Annotated in this window: 14 protein-coding genes; 6 read left to right on the plus strand and 8 right to left on the minus strand. The window is 59.2% G+C overall.

Features of this window, described 5'->3' with window-relative positions; translation table 11 throughout:
- Window positions 1-41 precede the first annotated feature (41 nt).
- Genes SJY13_RS20185 through SJY13_RS20200 form a run of 4 tightly spaced genes read left to right on the plus strand, consistent with a single transcriptional unit; the run spans window position 42 to window position 3,204 of the window.
- Window positions 42-638 (plus strand): dimethylamine monooxygenase subunit DmmA family protein, encoded by a 597-nt coding sequence (locus tag SJY13_RS20185; protein WP_377193756.1) that lies wholly within the window; start codon window positions 42-44, stop codon window positions 636-638.
- Window positions 635-1,597 carry a PDR/VanB family oxidoreductase gene (locus SJY13_RS20190; RefSeq protein ID WP_085824918.1) on the plus strand — a complete coding sequence of 321 codons (963 nt, stop codon included), beginning with the start codon at window positions 635-637 and terminating at the stop codon, window positions 1,595-1,597. The genes SJY13_RS20185 and SJY13_RS20190 overlap by 4 nt, the downstream gene beginning before the upstream one ends.
- A gap of 13 nt (window positions 1,598-1,610) precedes the next feature.
- Window positions 1,611-2,678: a heme-dependent oxidative N-demethylase family protein gene (locus SJY13_RS20195; RefSeq protein WP_377193758.1), complete on the plus strand. Its 1,068-nt coding sequence runs from the start codon at window positions 1,611-1,613 to the stop codon at window positions 2,676-2,678.
- 19 nt (window positions 2,679-2,697) lie between these two features.
- Window positions 2,698-3,204, plus strand: coding sequence for a GNAT family N-acetyltransferase (locus SJY13_RS20200; RefSeq protein ID WP_377193760.1), 507 nt, complete (start codon window positions 2,698-2,700; stop codon window positions 3,202-3,204).
- Here the strand turns inward: SJY13_RS20200 and SJY13_RS20205 are convergent.
- Window positions 3,182-3,811 carry a helix-turn-helix domain-containing protein gene (locus tag SJY13_RS20205; RefSeq protein ID WP_377194616.1) on the minus strand — a complete coding sequence of 210 codons (630 nt, stop codon included), beginning with the start codon at window positions 3,809-3,811 and terminating at the stop codon, window positions 3,182-3,184. The genes SJY13_RS20200 and SJY13_RS20205 overlap by 23 nt on opposite strands.
- A gap of 140 nt (window positions 3,812-3,951) precedes the next feature.
- On the opposite strand from SJY13_RS20205, the gene SJY13_RS20210 reads away from it, so the two are divergent.
- Window positions 3,952-4,956 carry a GlxA family transcriptional regulator gene (locus tag SJY13_RS20210; protein ID WP_377193762.1) on the plus strand — a complete coding sequence of 335 codons (1,005 nt, stop codon included), beginning with the start codon at window positions 3,952-3,954 and terminating at the stop codon, window positions 4,954-4,956.
- 38 nt (window positions 4,957-4,994) lie between these two features.
- Here SJY13_RS20210 and SJY13_RS20215 read toward each other — a convergent pair whose 3' ends face one another.
- From SJY13_RS20215 to SJY13_RS20245, 7 genes are read right to left on the minus strand one after another with little or no spacing between them, the layout of a single operon-like run.
- Window positions 4,995-5,972, minus strand: a complete 978-nt coding sequence (locus SJY13_RS20215) for an HpcH/HpaI aldolase/citrate lyase family protein (protein ID WP_377193764.1) — start codon at window positions 5,970-5,972, stop codon at window positions 4,995-4,997.
- A 19-nt stretch (window positions 5,973-5,991) separates the two neighbouring features.
- Window positions 5,992-7,287: a serine hydroxymethyltransferase gene (glyA, locus tag SJY13_RS20220; protein WP_377193766.1), complete on the minus strand. Its 1,296-nt coding sequence runs from the start codon at window positions 7,285-7,287 to the stop codon at window positions 5,992-5,994.
- 21 nt (window positions 7,288-7,308) lie between these two features.
- Window positions 7,309-9,939 (minus strand): phosphoenolpyruvate carboxylase, encoded by a 2,631-nt coding sequence (locus SJY13_RS20225; protein ID WP_377193768.1) that lies wholly within the window; start codon window positions 9,937-9,939, stop codon window positions 7,309-7,311.
- Window positions 9,939-10,910 carry a 2-hydroxyacid dehydrogenase gene (locus tag SJY13_RS20230; RefSeq protein WP_377193770.1) on the minus strand — a complete coding sequence of 324 codons (972 nt, stop codon included), beginning with the start codon at window positions 10,908-10,910 and terminating at the stop codon, window positions 9,939-9,941. Before SJY13_RS20230 ends, SJY13_RS20225 begins: the two co-directional genes overlap by 1 nt.
- Window positions 10,910-11,800, minus strand: a complete 891-nt coding sequence (gene sucD, locus SJY13_RS20235; protein ID WP_377193772.1) for a succinate--CoA ligase subunit alpha — start codon at window positions 11,798-11,800, stop codon at window positions 10,910-10,912. Before sucD ends, SJY13_RS20230 begins: the two co-directional genes overlap by 1 nt.
- On the minus strand, window positions 11,800-12,996 hold the full coding sequence (locus tag SJY13_RS20240; RefSeq protein WP_377193774.1) for a malate--CoA ligase subunit beta: 1,197 nt from the start codon (window positions 12,994-12,996) through the stop codon (window positions 11,800-11,802). Before SJY13_RS20240 ends, sucD begins: the two co-directional genes overlap by 1 nt.
- Before the next feature lie 28 nt (window positions 12,997-13,024).
- Window positions 13,025-14,266: an aminotransferase gene (locus SJY13_RS20245; RefSeq protein WP_377193776.1), complete on the minus strand. Its 1,242-nt coding sequence runs from the start codon at window positions 14,264-14,266 to the stop codon at window positions 13,025-13,027.
- A 220-nt stretch (window positions 14,267-14,486) separates the two neighbouring features.
- On the opposite strand from SJY13_RS20245, the gene SJY13_RS20250 reads away from it, so the two are divergent.
- Window positions 14,487-15,116, plus strand: a complete 630-nt coding sequence (locus SJY13_RS20250; RefSeq protein WP_234995162.1) for a response regulator transcription factor — start codon at window positions 14,487-14,489, stop codon at window positions 15,114-15,116.
- Window positions 15,117-15,135 lie beyond the last annotated feature (19 nt).

Below are 15,135 nucleotides of genomic sequence, written 5' to 3' on the forward strand. Positions count from 1 at the left end.
AACGGACACACCGTGGCGCCTTTTTACTATCCGAGGGCACAATGTCAAAGTTCGAATTTCCCAAGTCAATCGCAAGCCGCCCTGTCTGGGGCACGCTAGAGGTTCGCCCGGGCGAACATCACCTCATAATCGCCGAGGCTGAAGGGGCTCAGGCAGTGCTCGACATTGCCACACCGGGGATGATGGCGGCTACGCATATCATCTACATTCCGCGCCACACTGATCATTCGGCCAGGTTGCGGGCGCTGAATCCGGCGCAGTTCTACGAAGGCCCATCTTATGCGGCCGCACTGCAACGCATCCGCCGGGTTCTTGAAGACGCCCATATGGGTCTACAGGTCTATCTGACCGGTACCGAAGGCATGATGGGTCAGGCCATGAACGAAGCGATGGCGGTCGGCATTCCGCATACCGCCATCCAGACCGAGCATCGCGGAGCTATCGGACGCCGAATGCAATGTGTGCATTGCAAAGGCATCACCGAAGATGTTGAGGTTGATCCCTTTGTCTGCGCCCATTGTGGGCTGAACCTGTTTGTTCGCGACCACTACTCACGCCGTTTGGCCGCCTATCAGGGTGTGCGCGTTGATGCCGAAGATCATGGTAACGTGCCCGAGCCAAGGGGGATTTACGAATGAGTGGTGCCGAGAAAATCCAGGTCAAAGTGACCGAAATCACACCGCTGAACGATTTGGTGACACGGTTTCGGTTCGAACGCGTCGATGGCGGACAGTTGCCTACTTTTTCGGGCGGTGCCCATACGGTTGTCGAGATGCACGACGGCCCTGTCACCCGGCTGAACCCGTATTCGCTGATGTCGGACCCGTTCGATCAGTCCTCGTACACTATTTCTGTACGCCGCGACGACGAAGGCCGGGGTGGATCGCTGTTCATGCACCGTCAGGTCAATCTGGGCGATGAGATGACCATCAGCTATCCGGTCAACCTGTTTTCGCTGGATTTGCGGGCGCGCAAACATCTGTTTCTGGCCGGAGGCATCGGCATCACGCCCTTCCTTGCCCAGATCAAACAGCTGGATGTTCTGCACGGCCAATGGGAGCTGCACTATGCCTGCCGTAACCATGCACTGGCGTCTTACGCCGATGATCTGACGGGTCGGTATCCCAACGAAACGCGCCTGTATTACGACGATCAGAACCAGGCCATCGACCTGAAGAACCTGCTGAGCGGCCAGCCTCTTGGCACGCATGTCTATGTCTGCGGACCCAAGGGTATGATCGACTGGGTGCGCAACACCGCAGCGACCGAGGGCTGGCCGGCCGACTGCATCCACTACGAAGAGTTTTTGGCCCCGAAGCCCGGAAAACCGTTCGAGGTTCGCCTGGCGCAATCGGACAAGGTTGTTCATGTGGGTGAAAACGAAAGCCTGCTGGAAGCGATCGAACGTGAAGGTGTGGATGCACCCTATCTGTGCCGCGGCGGGGCATGTGGCCAGTGCGAGACCGTCGTTCTGGATCACGCGGGCAATTTTGTGCACCGCGACCACTGGCTGACCGATGAAGAAAAGGCCGCCGGCAAGAAAATCATGCCCTGCGTATCGCGTTTCGAGGGCAAGACCCTTGTTCTGGACCGCTGAGAGGAAGCCCAACATGACCATTCAATTCAACGACGAATCCTTTCGCGACGACTATACGTTCCACAACTCGGACTGGGCGATCAAACGCTTTCCGTTCCCGTTCCATGAAGACAGCTACATGTACTCGGTGAACATGGAGCAACACCGCGGCGGGCCGAAGGGCTCTGTCTACGAGATGCGGTTTGATGTTGACGAGCATTACGTGTCCGAGATGAAGGACCGTGCGCTGGTTCTGGATCAGGATCCGCTGCGGTGCCAGTCGCTGCCGCATATGACTCTGGCGGGCTGGGATTTGCTGGAACTGATCATGGTCAGTAAATCCGAGGATTATCCCGACCTGTTCGAGCTGCATCGAAACGGCAACCAGTGGCGCTGGATCAACAAGCCGATGGGCATTGATCACAGCTTTACCTTCATGGATGAAACTACGTTGCCGTATGGTCCGATGGAGTACATTACCCGGCAGGCACAGGGTGATTTCGCGGTTCTCGATCAGCGCGACGAGATGCTGTGGATGGACGCCGGCATGGTAACCACACAGGCCGACTGGAGCCTGGATTTCGACATTGGAATGAACTTTTTTGAATGGCATGCGCCAGTACCGAAAGCCCATGAGATGGGTATCTTTCAGCGCGCGCTGAAGTTTCTGCTGAACATTCAGCAAGGAGCGCCTGCGCGCCGGTTGAACTGGACCATGACCGTCAATCCGCTGCTGGATACCAGCCCGGAAAACTACCATGAATGGGGCATTCAAAAGACCACGCTAACACCTGAGAACTTTAGCCAAAAACAGCATTTACGGGTCGAGCTGCAGACTTTTTTTCGCCTGCCGCGATCCAATGCGCTGGTGTTCCCGATCCGGTGTTACCTGTGTAATTTCCAGGACTTGATGACAGTGCCCAAATGGGGCCGCCGCCTGCACCGTGTGATCCGCGATCTGCCCGAGGAACTGGCGACCTATAAAGGTTTCATCGACAACCGGCCGATGATGCTGGATTATCTGAGCCAGTTTGACGACGGTCTGCCTACCTCACCGGGTATCTGGCCGGACTTGGAAACGGAACCGCCCCTGTCAAAATAGGATCCTGCCATGAAGGGCCATGAGTGATGTGACGGAGCCGGACACAAACCTCTGGCGCGTGGCCGCAGATGACCCGGCCCTTCACGACGTACTTGTCCTTGTGCGGGCGGCCTTTCAGGACATGGACGGGCGCATTGATCCACCCTCATCAGTGCATCATCTGACGGTGGACAGCATGCAGGCTCATTGCCGCAAGGGCGGCGAGGTCTGGGCCATAGGGCAGGCCCCTGTCGGGTGCATGTTCCTGACACCCAAACCCACGGCGCTGCATCTGGGCAAACTGGCCGTGCGCGAGGACAGGCGCGGGCACGGCCTGTGTCGGGCATTGGTAGATCACGCGGAACGCCGGGCTATTGTGCTGGGGCTGCCAGCGTTGGAACTGGAAACGCGGGTGGAACTGAACGAAATCCATCGAGTGTTTTCAAGGCTTGGTTTCACCGTCGTCAACACGGGCACACATACGGGTTATACCGAGCCGACCGAGTATCAGCTGCGCAAGGTGATCAGTTCGTCTGCGGATAGCTGATCACAGAAATATAGCGGGCCGGAAGACTGACCAACCGTTCGGGCCCGTGCGGGGCATCAGCGTCAAAGAACAGGGTATCGCCGGGCTTCAGCGGGTAAATCTGATCTCCATGCCGGTAGTCAACTTCGCCTTCCAGCATATAGATTGTCTCAATCCCGCCATGCTGGAATGTTGGGAATACATCGGATTCGACCGTCAGGGTGATCAGGTACGGTTCGACAATCACACCCGATCCGTTCGCTCCGATATGGCCCAATAGGTTGTATTGATGATCAGCGCGGGTGCCTTCACGTTCAAGCTCGACTCCTTCGCCAGCTTTGGTGTGCACGGCCTCGCGGCGTTCTTCGAACTGTCTGAAAAAGCTGGTCAACGGCACGGACAAAGCATCGGCCAACGATTGCAGCGTTGTCAGCGAGGGTGAGGTGTTGCCATTCTCGATCTTGGACAGCATGCCGATTGACAAACCGGTCAGCTGGGCCAGTTCTGCCACTGTGATGTTTTGTTGCTTGCGGAAGGCACGGACTTCGCGCCCGATTGCAACCTCAAGAACTTTTTCTCGTTCACCGGTCCGCACGGAATGCGGATCTTGGGTCAGATTGGTCACCATTTCTGTGTCGTTTTTGGTCAATTTCTTACTTTCAGTGCCTTGCTACACATGTCCAAACTGGTTCCACAAACAGGTGCAGCGTTATACCCATTCCAATTCAGGCTACCTTAGCACCCATTTTTCCTGATAGGAATATTATCATGCTGGCAGAGAAAAGAACGCAGATTGGGTTTTTGCTGTTTGACGGCTTTCCGATGGCGTGCCTGACTTCGGTGATTGAACCCTTGCGGGCTGCGAATGAAATCGCGGGGCAAGCGGCGTTCAGCTGGTCTTTGGTCACCGAGCATGGACAAAAAGTCCGCTCCAGCGCCAGCGTTCGGTTCGAGTCGGAACAGAAACTCTCCGACTGTAAGGGATTTGACATCCTGTTCCTGCTCAGCAGTCCGACCGCTGGGTTCGATACGCCGGGAACAGGCAATGGGGCGCTGCGCAGCCTGGGCCGTCACGGTACGGTTCTGGGCGGGATTAGTGGCGGAGTTTTTCCGCTGGTGCGCTCAGGGGTCATGCAAGGCCATCCGGTATCAGTTCATTGGTGTTACGAGGCCGCATTCGAGGCCGAGTTTCCGGACATGGACGCCCGCAGCGAGGTGATTGTCACAACGGCCAACCGGTATACCGTGTCTGGCGCGGCGGCGGGGTTTGATCTGGCGCTGCACCTGATACAGGACCGGTTGGGCGGGGATGTCGCCCATGAGGTGGCGTGTTGGTTTCAGCACCCAATGATGCGCGGGGCCGGGGTGCGCCAGCAAGTGCCCGAAGCCAACATGCAAGGCACGGGTGAAAGCATGCCGCCGCTGGTGTCCCGCTGTGTCGCGCTGTTTGCGGCAGATATGAGCCAGCCGATTTCAGTCGCCGAGGTGGCGCGGCAGACAGGCGTCACGCCCCGTCAGATCGAAAGGGCCTTCAAACAGGCGACAGGGCAAAGCCCCAGCCACTACTACCGCGCCATGCGCATGAAAGCCGCGCGGCAGATGGTGGTTTATACCAAAGACCCCATACCCGAGATCGCCGCCGCCATCGGCTATGGATCGGTTGCGCCCCTAGTGACGCATTACCGATCCGCCTTTGGGTTAAGTCCAAGCGAGGATCGCCGCCGGATCAACCGGTTTCGGGTCGAGGACAACGCACCGCTGCCCTCGGTCTGACCGGCGCATTATGCGCCGATCGTATTGTCATGGCTTGTTCAGGCCGCAGCGATTTGCCGGGCCTTTTCCACCATAACCTCGGCCTGACGGATCGAGGCATAGTCGATCAGGCGGCCATCCAGCGACACCGCACCCTTGCCCGAGGCTTCGGCCTCGGCCATTGCTTCCAGAATACGCTGGGCTTTGGTAACTTCGGCGTTCCCGGGGGACATGACCTGATTGGCCAGTTCAATCTGGCTGGGGTGTATTGCCCATTTGCCTTCACAGCCCAGAACTGCGGCCCTTTTGGCGGCAGCCTTATAGCCTTCGGGGTCCTGAAAATCACCAAATGGACCGTCGATTGGGCGCAGACCGTTTGCCCGGGCGGCCACTACCAAGCGCGCCAGCGCGTAGTGCCACATGTCGCCCCAATGGGTGGCGCGGTTGGCCTCGCCATCTGGGTCAGTTAGGACCGCGTAGTCCGGGTTCACGCCGCCAATGATAGTAGTACGCGCGCGGGTCGAGGCCGCATAATCCGCAACTCCAAAATGCAGGCTTTCATTGCGTTTTGACGCGCCTGCGATTTCGGTGACGTTTTGCATGCCCAGGGCAGTTTCGATGATATGTTCGAACCCGATGCGTTTCTTGTAACCCTTTGCGTCCTCGATCTGTGTGACCATCATGTCGACGGCATAGACGTCAGCGGCGGTGCCAACTTTGGGGATCATGATCAGGTCCAGACGTGCGCCAGCCTGTTCCACCACATCGACCACATCGCGGTACATGTAATGTGTATCCAGCCCGTTGATGCGCACCGACATGGTTTTGTCGCCCCAGTCGATATCATTCAGCGCCTCAATGATGTTCTTGCGCGCCTGTTCTTTTTCGTCCGGCGCGACAGCGTCTTCCAGATCAAGAAAGATCACGTCCACATCCGATTGCGCCGCCTTTTCGAACATGCCGGGCTGGCTGCCGGGTACGGCCAGCTCGCTGCGGTTGAGGCGGGCGGGGGCTTGGTCGATGGAATGAAAGCTCATGGTGTTTGGGTCCTTCGTCTTACAGGTTTGGATAGAGCGGGAATTTGGCGCAGAGGTTTGCGACCTCGGCCTTGACCTTGGCTTCGACGGCGGTGTTGCCGTCTTCGCCATTGGCGGCCAGGCCGTCGACCACCTCGATGATCCAGTCGGCGATTTGGCGGAACTCAGCCTCACCGAACCCACGGGTGGTGCCGGCGGGCGACCCCAGGCGGATGCCGCTGGTGACGGTTGGCTTTTCCGGGTCAAACGGCACGCCATTCTTGTTGCAGGTGATATGCGCTCGGCCCAAAGCCTTGTCGACGATGTTGCCGGTCACGCCTTTGGGTCGCAGATCGACCAGCACGACATGGGTGTCGGTGCCATGAGTAACCGTATCCAGACCGCCCTTGATCAGCTGATCCGAAAGCGCCTGCGCGTTGGTCACGACCTGTTTGATATAGTCCTTGAACTCGGGCCGCAGCGCCTCGCCAAAGGCCACGGCCTTGGCCGCGATCACATGCATCAGCGGGCCGCCCTGAATGCCCGGGAAAATCGCTGAATTCACTTTCTTAGCGATATCTTCATCATTGGTCAGGATCATGCCCCCACGTGGGCCGCGCAGGGTCTTGTGCGTGGTGGTGGTCGCCACATGCGCATGCGGGAAGGGGCTGGGGTGTTCGCCTGCTGCCACCAGACCGGCGAAATGCGCCATGTCCACGTGCAGATAGGCACCGACCATGTCGGCAATTTCGCGCATGCGGGCAAAGTCGATCTGGCGCGGGATGGCCGAGCCTCCGGCGATGATCAGCTTGGGGCTATGCTCTTTGGCCAGCGCCTCGACCTGGTCATAGTCCAGCATGTTGTCTTCTTTGCGCACGCCGTATTGCACGGCGTTGAACCACTTGCCCGACTGGTTCGGGCGCGCGCCATGGGTCAGGTGGCCACCGGCGTCCAGGCTCATGCCCAGAATGGTATCGCCGGGCTGGATCAGCGCCTGAAACACGCCCTGGTTGGCCTGGCTGCCCGAGTTTGGTTGGACGTTGGCAAAGCCACAGCCAAAAAGTTCCTTGGCCCGGTCGATGGCCAGGTTTTCGGCGACATCGACGAACTGGCAACCGCCATAATAACGCCGACCGGGATAGCCTTCGGCGTATTTGTTGGTCATCACTGAACCCTGCGCCTGCATCACGGCGGCCGAGACGATGTTCTCGGACGCGATCAACTCGATCTCGTCGCGCTGGCGGCCCAGCTCGGATGTGATCGAGCCGAACAGCTCGGGGTCGCGCTCAGACAGGGACTGGGTGAAAAAACCGTCACGTCGATGGGGGGCATTCACGTCGAAACTCCTTGCTAATGGTCAACCGGTCCAGCCGAGGCCGGCCGAGATGGCGTTCATGGATTGCAAAAGCGGCACCGGAACGGTTCCTACCTGCGGGTCAGTGCGGGACTGGCGCAGCAGATCGACCTGCAGCGTATGAATACGGGCTAACTCGGCTCGTTTGCGATCAAACCTTTCGCACAGGCGCGGAAAGCGGTGGCCGATAGCCTGACCGCCGATCAGGAACTGCACGGCGGTACAGGCATTGGCGTGCTCTGCGGTAATGGCCCCGAAAATGCGGGCGCGAATGTCGGAATCCTGCACCAGTCCTGCGTATTGCTCGGCCAGCGCCAGATCGGTTTGATAGAGCGATTTCTCCATCTCATCGACGGCCAGCCGGAACAGGCGCGAATGCCGGAACAGATCCTGCAACACCTCGTCGCCACGTGCGCCGCGAAACTTGCGAAAGCTGACCATTGCCGCGCCAAACCCGTACCAGCCGGTGATCAGATGGCGGTTCTGCGACCAGGCAAAAACCCAGGGAATGGCCCGCAGATCGTCCAGACTGGCCGCTCCGAACCGGCGGGTCGGGCGCGATCCGATTTTCAGGCGTGCCAATTCTTCAACCGGGCTAGCCTGTTGGAAGTAATCCAGAAACCCCGGCATCTGCAGCAATGAGACATAAGCCGTTTGCGACAGTTCGGACAATGCATCCAGCGCGTCGTCGAATTCTGGGCGGGCAGGGGTTTCTGCCCGATTGGCGCTGTGGCGCAGCGTGCTGGAGAGCAGCAGTTCCAGATGCGCCGCTGCCGTGCCCCGGTTGGCATACTTGGCCGAGACGACCTCGCCCTGTTCGGTCACGCGCAAACGCCCGGCGATCGTGCCGCTGGGCTGCGCGGCGATGGCGCGGCCAGTGGGTGCACCTCCTCGGCTGACCGAGCCACCCCGCCCGTGGAAGAACGCCGCGCGAAAGCCCTGAGACGCCAGGGCCGACACGATCCGACGCTGGGCGCGTTCAAGTTCCCAGGTCGAGCAGAAATAGCCGCCATCCTTGCCGCTGTCGGAATAGCCCAGCATTACCTCGATCATTGTGCCGCCGGTCTTGAGGCTGCGGCGGGCGAGGGGCACATTCAGAACATCCAGCAGGATTGCTGGGGCATTGCGCAGATCAGCAATGGTTTCAAACAGCGGTACCACCGAGATATCCAATGTCTCGGACCCGAACCCAGCATAGCGCGCCAGCAAGTAGACGCCCAGAATGTCATCGGCGGAACGGGTCATCGAGAGGATGAAGGGCCCCATAGCCTTGGGGTCGGGGCCCGTACGCGCAGCATACACGAGGGACAGAAGGGCCAGCAATTCCTGGGCCTGGTCACTTAAGTCATCGCGCGGGTGGTATTTCAGGTTTTGGTTGGCCAGTTCGGCGCGCAGGCGGGCGGACCATTGGGGTGATCCATAATCAGGGACCGAACCGGATAGGGCCCAGATCTCGGCCAGAACATTGGTTGTCACGGTCGAATTTTGGCGGATGTCCAGCGTTGCGGTACGGAACCCGAATACGGATGCCGCCCGGCGCAGTGGCCGGATATGTCGCTGGGCCAGGATATCGGCGTCGACGGCGCACAGGGCCGCGTCCAACGCATCCAAGTCACTCTCAAACTGCGAGATATGATCGTACCCGTCCTCGGTTAACCGTCGGCGCACTGCGCTGAGCGCCTGCCGGAATGGCTCATTAGGATTGCGGGTGTCGTCTGGCACATAGTCAATGATCGCCTGCAACCGCGCGGCATGGGGGGTGGGCAGAGGCAGGATCAAAGCGCTGATGCTCAGCCGCCCCGCAGCTTGGTCAAGGGTCCGCGCATAAAGATCAAGCGCTGTCTCGCGCCCACGTTGCAGGGCGAGGGCGGTCATCTCGGTGGTGACGTTGGGGTTGCCATCGCGGTCGCCACCGATCCAGCTGTGAAAGCGAATATTTGGCGTCACCGGCAGAGTCTGACCCAGAACCTGCAGACAGGCCTGATCGAACCGGCCCATCACCTGCGGTACCGCGTCAAAGATCGCGTCGCGAAAAAACTGCAGGCCCCACTCGATCTCGTCGTGCAGGCTGGGGCGGGACAGGCGCAATTCACCGGTTAGCCACAGCAGGTCGATCTCACCCTCCAGACCGGACAGCAGTTCCGCCCTTTCCGTCGGGGTCCATCGCTGGGTTTCCAGGCTTACAAGAGTGCGATAGATGCGGCGGTGAATTTCCAGAACGGTGACGCGCTTGGCCTCGGTCGGATGCGCCGTCAGGGTGGGTCCGGCCAGAAGTTCACTAGCCAGCTTTTCGGTTTGACCGATGCTTGGCGCCAGATCTGACAGAGCTTGGGCAAAACCACCTTCGACGGCCTCGGGCCCATTGTTGGTTTCGGTTAGGCGGCGGTTCCGGACCTCGGCGTTTTCGTCGATGATGCGCAAAATCTGGAACCAGATCGAAAGCGCCTGAAGATACGGCGTTGCGGCCGGGCCTGTGGGGACAGGCGCCAACGGCGCAGCCTCGGCCCAACTTGCGACATGAGGCGCGCGCTTCAACAAAATGTTGTGCCACAGTGTCCACAATTCATCCCGCAACCCGTCGGCATAGACCGATGGGCCGGGCGTAGCTTGGGTATCCCGGGCCAGAGATTGCATCAGATCACCCGATCCCGTGGCGCGCGACCGGCAAAGAAGTCACCCAGATTGTCCAGAACGCGAAAACCCATCGCCTCGCGTGCTTCGCGGGTTGCGCTGCCCAGATGAGGCAGCATCACCAGATTGTCGCATTGCAGAAGATCGGGGCTGATGCGGGGCTCGCCGTCAAAGACATCCAGTGCCGCACCACCGATCATTTCAAACATCAGGGCCTGGATCAGCGCCCATTCGTCGATCACCTCACCGCGCGCGGTGTTGATCAGAAAGGCGTCGGGTTTCATCAGGTTCAGCCGACGGGCATTGATCAGGTTTCGGTTCGCCGCCCCGCCGGGGCAGTGCAAGGAGACAAAATCACACTGTGGCAGCAGGTCGTCCACCGAATCCACCTGTGTGGCATTGCACTGCTGCAGCAGTTCGGGCTCCACGCGGCTGCGGTTCTGCACCACGATCTTCATGCCAAAGCCGTGATGTGCACGGCGAGCCATTTGCTGGCCGATGCGGCCGAACCCGATGATGCCCAGCGTCTTTCCGCTGACCTTGGTGCCGACCAGATGTGTGGGCCGCCACCCCGTCCAGTTGCCCGAGCGCAACTCTCGCTCGCCCTCGCCCGCGCGGCGCGCGACCATCAACAGCAGGGTCATAGCGATATCAGCGGTGCATTCGGACAGAACGTCCGGCGTATTGGTGACCGTCATGCCCAATTCGCGCGCCGAAGGCTCGCAGATATGGCTGTAGCCGACGCCGTAATTTGCAATGATTTTGGTCTGTGCGCCGTCGACGTCCAGCGCCTCGGCATTCAGGGTGTCTGTGACAGTCGGCAGCACCGCGTCATAGCGTTTTAGCGCATCGCGGATATCTGCCGGGGACATCGGTTTGTCCCCGGTATTGAGCACGGTGTCATAGTTTTCGGCCAGCTGCGCCTCGACGGCAGCAGGCCAGCGACGGGTAACAAGGACCGAAGGTTTGACCATTACGCAGCCTTTCTCATGACGCGGGCGATGGTTTCGCCGATGACAGCCGGGTTTTCAGCGACCGTGACACCGGCAGCCGACAGGATTTCCACCTTTTCTGAAGCACTCTCACCAAAAGCTGAGATGATCGCGCCCGCATGACCCATCGTCCGGCCCTTAGGTGCGGTCAGACCCGCGACATAAGCAATCACGGGTTTTGAGATGTGATCGCGGATGTATTCCGCAGCCTCAGCTTCTTGTGGGCCGCCGATCTCACCGATCATGGCGATAACCTCGGTGTCTTCGTCCCATTCAAACCTTTCCAGAATATCGCGGAACGAAGATCCGTTGATCGGGTCTCCGCCAATGCCGACGCTGGTCGAAACACCGATACCGCGCTCTTTCAGTTGTGCTGCGGCTTCATAGCCCAGCGTGCCCGAGCGGCCGATGATACCGACGTTGCCAGGTAGATAGATGTGGCCCGGCATGATCCCCAGCAGCGCTTTGCCGGGGCTGATGGTTCCGGCACAGTTTGGGCCGGTCAGAACCATTCGCTTATCCTTGGGATAGCGGTACATGTAGCGTTTGACCCGGATCATGTCCTGCGCCGGGATGCCGTCGGTGATGCACACGCAATAGCGGATGCCCGCGTCTGCGGCCTCCATGATCGAATCCGCTGCAAACGGGGGCGGGACAAACACAAGGCTGGCTTCGGCGCCGGTGGTCTCAACGGCCTGTTTGACGGTGTCGAACACCGGAACGCCTTCGACGGTTTCACCGCCTTTGCCGGGAACAACACCGCCGACAACATTGGTGCCGTAATTGAGCATGTCCATGGTGTGGAATCGCGCCATACGTCCGGTGATGCCCTGAACGATTACGCGAGTGTCGCGGTCGAGGAGAATACTCATTACACAGCCCTCATTTTGGTGTTTTGAGTCAAATCGCTTTTCCACGCACCCACGGCGCGCTCAGCGGCCTCCATCAGGGTGGTGGCGCGGATGATCGGCAGGCCGGACTGGGCCAGGATTTTCTGACCTTCCTCCACATTCGTACCAGCCAGGCGCACGACGACGGGCAGTTCGATCTGCAGTTCCCGCAGCGCCTGAACGACCCCTTCGGCCACCCAGTCACAGCGATTGATACCCGCAAAAATGTTGACCAGAACCGCCTGCACGTTGTCGTCAGACAGCACCAGCCGGAAGGCCTTGGCCACACGTTCTGGTGAGGCGCCGCCTCCGATATCCAGGAAATTGGCGGGTTCGCCACCGGCCAGTTTGATCGTGTCCATCGTGGCCATAGCCAGACCGGCACCGTTCACGATGCAGCCGATATTGCCGTCCAGACCGACATAAGACAGACCGCGATCCGCCGCCCTGCTTTCACGCGGGTCTTCCTGACTTTTGTCGCGCAATTCCGAGATCTGGGGGTGCCTAAAAAGTGCGTTGTCGTCAAAGCTCATCTTGGCATCCAGTGCCAAAACGCGGTCGTCACCCGTGACAACCAAGGGGTTGATTTCCACCATGGTTGCATCCAACTCGCTGAAGGCGGCATAGCAGCCTTGCAACGTCCGGACCATTTGTTGAACCAGGCGGGGTTCCAGCCCTAGGTTGAAGGCAATCTCGCGCGCCTGAAACTCTTGCAGGCCGACGGCGGGTTCGACGATGGAACGTACGATGCTGCTGGGACGCTCGGCCGAGATTTCCTCAATCTCCATCCCGCCTTCGGACGAGGCGACGATCATCACCCTTTGGCTGGACCGATCCAGCACAAAGCCCAGATAAATCTCGCGGTCGATGGGCACAGCAAATTCAACATAGACACGGTAGATGCCTTTGCCTTCCGGGCCGGTTTGATGCGTCACCAGCTTGCGGCCGAACATCTCGTCGCAGGCGCTATGGATCTCGTTTTCGGTATTGCACAGCTTGACGCCACCGGCCTTGCCGCGGCCCCCCGCATGAACCTGCGCCTTTACAATCCACTTGTCGCCGCCCAACTCGCGGGCGCGATAGGCTGCCTGTTCCGGGCTATAGGCCAATGCGCCCGACGGTACGGCGACACCGAAATTCGAAAGAACCTCTTTCGCCTGATACTCATGAATGTCCATCTGCATTCCTCCTGTTGATGCAGCGCGATTACGCGGCGATCGATGTGCCGTAGCGGCTTTCGAGCAGCGCCTCGATTTCTTCGAAATCCACCCGACCGCCCAGCTCACGCAGGGCTTCGGCGAACAAGCGCACGATGCGGCTGACGGCCTGACGATTCAGTTGGTTGAGAATTCCAATGCGCACCTGTACTGGCGCGCTGAGCGTTGGCCAGATGCCAAAACCACGGGCCCGGCAGTTTTGCACCAGCTCCATTTCGCGCCCGGCCAGTTCAGGGGGCAGGTTCAACACTACGAGGCTGGGCATATCCGATGTCACCTCGCATCCCAATGCGGTTACCGCGTCGCGCAGGACCTTTTCGTGAGTCCGGTAAGACGACGACCGCTTGGTCAGCCCCTCTTGCAGGGTCAGGCGTAGTGCTTCGTGGAAGGCGGCGACGGCATATCCGGAATGGGTTCGGTGATAGGTGCCTTTTTCCACGTCCTTTCCATCGACGATGCCCCAGTGGCGGGCTTCAAAAATAGGGTTGTGGACATAGCTGTAAGCGCCGGATGATTTCAGGCTGTCGATATAGGCGTCTGTGAAACTGACAGGCGCATAGGTCAGCGGCAAACAGCACAGGCCCTTTTGCGGGCAAGAGGCCCAGCCGACAATGCCGGGAAAATCATCAATGCAAAAATCTTCTGCGCCAAGCGAAGATACCGCGTCGATCAGACCCATGGCATTGTGTTGCGTACAGGCATCCGAGAATCCGCGCAGATCATTGACCCGGCCCGAGCCGGTTTCCCAATGTGCCATGAAAGCCCATTTTGGTTTGTGTTCGGCCAGTGCCGCCGCAACCACTTCTCTGGTGACCGTCTGGCCGTGCGGGATTTCGATGACGGTGACGCTTGCGGCTTGCGGGTCCAGCGGGTTGGCCGTGTGTTCCAGTGGCGTTGCGGCCTTGATCCTGAGGGTTAGCGCGTCGATCCCAGAGAATGTGCCATTTGAAAATGCCACGACCTTGTCGCCGGGCATGACGGCGGAAAACATCGCGTCCAGCCCGCTCCAACCGGTCCCGGCGACTGCGAAGGTGTAGGTGTTGTCGGTGCCCCAGATTTCGCGCAGCATATGCTTGCATTCGATCATGCCACGCAGAACATCGCCCTGCATATGATCCGCAACCCCGGCGCTGGAAAACGCGTGTAACACACGGGCATCGGTATTGCCCGGTCCGGGACCTGCCGCCAGCGTCTCGGGAATCTCGAGCGGGGCATAAATCTGGAAAGTCATGTGCGATCCTCCTCAATCGTCGGGGTGGCAACCCACGCCCAAACATCGCGTTGAGGATCAGAAAAGCGTTGCTTGCGTCAGTACGCAACGTAACTTACTACTGCTTTAGGGCATCTATTTGGATGGGGAAAAACCTACCCAATTAGGCAAGAATACCGAAGTATACCGAAAAAGCACCCATTCTTTTGGGTAGTAGGTTTAAATTTTGGGCGTAAAAACAATGACCGAGCCTTTGCACCATCCGATTGACGTTATGCTGGCAGACAACAACCCGTTGGTTCTTTCGGCGATGTCAGAGATTTTTGAACGCGATCCGCGATTCTCTTTGGTGGCGACCTCAGCCACGGCCGAAGGGTTTCTGGGCGCAGTGATGCGCGTGCCGGTTCAGGTCTGCGTAATTGCCTGGACTTTGCCTGTTCTGGGCGCGGCCAAACTGATCGAGGTTCTGCGCGAACAGGAAAACGCACCTCGCTTTGTTGTTTATGGCGATGTCGCGGGTGACGTGCCGCGTTTGGCGATGCAGGCTGGCGCGGCCGGGTTCTCGCCGCGCTCGGGCGAGGTCGAGGACCTGTTGGAGACCTGCGCCGAGGTCGCAGCTGGGAAAATGGTGTTCCCGTTCATCGATGTGCGTAAGATGCAGCAGGATCCGATCCACAACCTGTCTCGCAAAGAGCGCGAGATCCTTTTGGCATTATCCAAGGGCATGTCGAACCGCGAGTTGTCCAAAGACCTGCAGATTTCGACCAACACGGTAAAATTTCACCTGTCCAACATTTATGAGAAATTGTCGGTCAAGAACCGTGCGCAGGCCATCGCGTATTTCTATTCGTCCCAATCTACGTCGGAATAGTCCCGTGGGTTGGGGGCAG

Source organism: Ruegeria meonggei (assembly GCF_042768335.1).
In the GTDB taxonomy this organism is placed as follows: Bacteria; Pseudomonadota; Alphaproteobacteria; order Rhodobacterales; family Rhodobacteraceae; genus Ruegeria; species Ruegeria meonggei.

Coding starts and splice junctions, on each gene's coding strand:
- SJY13_RS20185 (WP_377193756.1), top strand. CDS start 42: ATGTCAAAGTTCGAATTTCCCAAGTCAATCGCAAGCCGCCCTGTCTGG.
- SJY13_RS20190 (WP_085824918.1), top strand. CDS start 635: ATGAGTGGTGCCGAGAAAATCCAGGTCAAAGTGACCGAAATCACACCG.
- SJY13_RS20195 (WP_377193758.1), top strand. CDS start 1,611: ATGACCATTCAATTCAACGACGAATCCTTTCGCGACGACTATACGTTC.
- SJY13_RS20200 (WP_377193760.1), top strand. CDS start 2,698: ATGAGTGATGTGACGGAGCCGGACACAAACCTCTGGCGCGTGGCCGCA.
- SJY13_RS20205 (WP_377194616.1), bottom strand. CDS start 3,811: ATGGTGACCAATCTGACCCAAGATCCGCATTCCGTGCGGACCGGTGAA.
- SJY13_RS20210 (WP_377193762.1), top strand. CDS start 3,952: ATGCTGGCAGAGAAAAGAACGCAGATTGGGTTTTTGCTGTTTGACGGC.
- SJY13_RS20215 (WP_377193764.1), bottom strand. CDS start 5,972: ATGAGCTTTCATTCCATCGACCAAGCCCCCGCCCGCCTCAACCGCAGC.
- SJY13_RS20225 (WP_377193768.1), bottom strand. CDS start 9,939: ATGCAATCTCTGGCCCGGGATACCCAAGCTACGCCCGGCCCATCGGTC.
- SJY13_RS20230 (WP_377193770.1), bottom strand. CDS start 10,910: ATGGTCAAACCTTCGGTCCTTGTTACCCGTCGCTGGCCTGCTGCCGTC.
- sucD (WP_377193772.1), bottom strand. CDS start 11,800: ATGAGTATTCTCCTCGACCGCGACACTCGCGTAATCGTTCAGGGCATC.
- SJY13_RS20240 (WP_377193774.1), bottom strand. CDS start 12,996: ATGGACATTCATGAGTATCAGGCGAAAGAGGTTCTTTCGAATTTCGGT.
- SJY13_RS20245 (WP_377193776.1), bottom strand. CDS start 14,266: ATGACTTTCCAGATTTATGCCCCGCTCGAGATTCCCGAGACGCTGGCG.
- SJY13_RS20250 (WP_234995162.1), top strand. CDS start 14,487: ATGACCGAGCCTTTGCACCATCCGATTGACGTTATGCTGGCAGACAAC.